The organism is Nonomuraea lactucae, assembly GCF_003313395.1.
In the GTDB taxonomy this organism is placed as follows: domain Bacteria; phylum Actinomycetota; class Actinomycetes; order Streptosporangiales; family Streptosporangiaceae; genus Nonomuraea; species Nonomuraea lactucae.
In genome coordinates, this window is record NZ_QNFZ01000631.1 from 1 (window position 1) to 2,554 (window position 2,554).

At 73.8% G+C, this 2,554-nt stretch carries 3 protein-coding genes; all 3 read right to left on the reverse strand.

What is annotated here, in order from left to right:
- Window positions 1-844: nitrilase-related carbon-nitrogen hydrolase (locus DQW85_RS24510; RefSeq protein ID WP_205315373.1), on the reverse strand; the 844-nt coding region annotated here is incomplete at its 3' end.
- Entirely contained in the window at window positions 841-1,287 is a 447-nt protein-coding gene (locus DQW85_RS24515) for a DUF3598 domain-containing protein (RefSeq protein ID WP_113702372.1), read from the reverse strand. The genes DQW85_RS24515 and DQW85_RS24510, both read right to left, overlap by 4 nt.
- Window positions 1,288-1,290: 3 nt before the next feature.
- On the reverse strand, window positions 1,291-2,554 hold a 1,264-nt coding region (locus DQW85_RS24520; RefSeq protein ID WP_113702373.1), incomplete at its 5' end, for an aldehyde dehydrogenase family protein.

Below are 2,554 nucleotides of genomic sequence, written 5' to 3' on the forward strand. Positions count from 1 at the left end.
CGGGCCTGCGGCGCGCGCGGCGCAGCGCGGCCAGGTCCAGCTCGGCGGCGGCGACCAGCGACTCGCCCGCTCCCGCCCGCGCTAGCACGCGCCCCTCGTGGTCGATCACCTCCGAACCTCCGTTGGCGGAGTCGCGCGGGATCGGGATGCCCGTGAGCCCGCCGCTGTTGGCCGAGACGACGAAGGCGAGGTTCTCCACGGCCCTGGCCCGGCGGGCGATCGCCTTCGGCGTGAGCAGGGGGGACGCCGCCTCGGAGGTCGGGTTGCAGAAGATCTCCGCGCCGCGCAGGGCGAGCGCGCGGGCCAGCTCGGGGTGGAGGATCTCCTCCGAGGCGATGGCCGCCAGGTTGCCGATCTCAGTGCGGGCCACGGGCAGCACGCCATCGCAGCCGTAGATCTCCAGGTAGCGCTCCCACACGTCGTACGGCCCGGGCGTGAACATGGAGTGCAGCCTCCGGTAGCGCAGCACCACCTCCCCCGAGGGGGAGAGGATGACGCACGCCTGGAAGTACAGCCCGGGGAAGTGCTCGTCGCTCTCGTAGGCGTTCACGCAGAGGAACACGTCGTGGCCGGAGGCGATCCGGGCCAGCGCCGGGTACTCGGGGCCACCGGGGTCGAGCGCGGCCTTGTCGCGCCACTCGGCGAAGCTCTCGCGCGCCGGGAAACCGGTCAGCGCGTACTCCGGCAGCACCACCAGCCGCAGGTCGGCGCCGATCCACGCCTTGGAGCCGCCCACCTGCCGGTCGACGCGGTCGATCGCGGCGCGGATCGCGGCCCGCGGATCCGCCACGTCGTTGACCGCCCTGGTCTCGATCTGCAGGGCGAGGGCGCGCAGCGACGTCACCCGGCGACCCGCCTCTCGTTGATCAGCGTCCGCCGCACGCACTCGCCGTCCTTGATCCACTGCCACACCCTGTTGCGCGACGCGCCGTCCTCGCTCAGCACGATCAGCTCGAACAGCCGCAGGTTCTCGCTCTCGGCCTTGTAACGCCAGCTCAGGTAGATCGTGCTGTCGTCGAGCTCCCAGAACTCGCCCTCCAGCCGGTCGGTGTCGAACCCGCACCGCCCGCCCCCCAGGTAGACGCCGGGGAACTCGTGCACCTCGACGCGCCCGTCGTCCCAGGTGTAGCGGTTGGTCTGGTGGTAGGCCGCGTCGTCCACCACGGCGCACGTCATCTCGGCGCGGTGCCGGTCGACGACGGAGCCTTCGCGGTCGACGTGCACGTACTCGCCGGCCCACCGGCCCTCGTGGCGCGCCAGCAGGGGCATGTCCGCGCGCAGTCCCATGATCTACTCCTCGGTCGGGTGCCACCAGGGGTCGGCGGCCTCGGATCTGTTCACCAGGAACGCCCTGCGGCGCAGGAAGCGGCCGATCGAGGCGGCGCCCATGCGGGAGCCGCCGAGGCCAGACAGCCGGAACGAGTGCTTCTCGCCCTCGTGGACGAGCGCCGTCAGCGAGGCGTCGTTGACGCTGACCGCGCCCGCCTGGAGCCGGGCGGCCACGGCCATGGCCTGCTCCTCGCGGCCGGCGAACACGGCGGCCGACAGCCCGTACACCGAGTCGTTGGCCAGGGCCACGGCCTCGTCGGGCCCGTCCACGGCCATGACGGGCAGGAGCGGGCCGAACGTCTCCTCGGTCATGACCAGCATCGAGTGGTCCACGGACGAGAGCACGGTCGGGCGGCACCAGTGGCCGCCGCCGTGCCGTTCGATCCGGCCGCCCGTGTGAACGGCGGCGCCCTTGGCGACGGCGTCGGCGAGATGGGCGGCGATCACGCCTTCGTGCCCCGGTTCGATGATCGGCCCGATGGGGCCGCCCTCGCAGGTCAGCCTCACCCGGGCCGCCTTGGCCGCGAGCAGGGCGAGGAACTCGTCGTGGACTCCGCGCGCCACGTACACGCGCTCGATCGACTGGCAGGACTGACCGGCGTTGGCGGTGCCGCCCCACAGGATCGCCGAGGCGGCCCGGTCCAGGTCGGCCCCGTCGAGCACGATCGCCGGGTCCTTGCCGCCCAGCTCCAGGAAGGCCGGGACGAACGCCCTGGCGGCCGCCTCGGCCACCCGCCGCCCCGCCGGCACGCCGCCCGTGAAGACCACGGCGTCCACCAGGCCCACCAGCGCGGCGCCGGTCTCGGCACCGCCCTCGACCACCCTCAGCGGCAGTTCCTCGGGCACCAGGCGCATCAGCGGCTCGATGAACCTCGGCGTGACCTCGCTCGGCTTGACCAGCACCGCGCAGCCGGCGGCCAGCGCGGGCACCGCGTCGATGAGCCCCAGCAGCAGCGGGAAGTTCCACGGGCTGATCACCCCCACCAGCTCGTACGGCACCGCGTCGCCGCCCACCACGATCGCCGGACCTCCCGGCGGCCCCGGCAGGGAGGCGGGCGTCTCGGGCGGCGGGGCGAGCAGCGCGGGCGCCTGGCGTACCCAGCGGGCGACCAGCCCGGCGACGATCCGCTGTTCCAGCACCGACTCCGCCACGCGGCCGGTGTCGGCCACGAGCGCGGCTAGCAGGTCGTCGTCGGCGGCCAGCGCGGCGCCGAACCTCGACAGC

Bases quoted from the DNA above. Each gene is read 5' to 3' on its own strand.
- DQW85_RS24515 (WP_113702372.1), bottom strand. From the start codon at position 1,287: ATGGGACTGCGCGCGGACATGCCCCTGCTGGCGCGCCACGAGGGCCGG.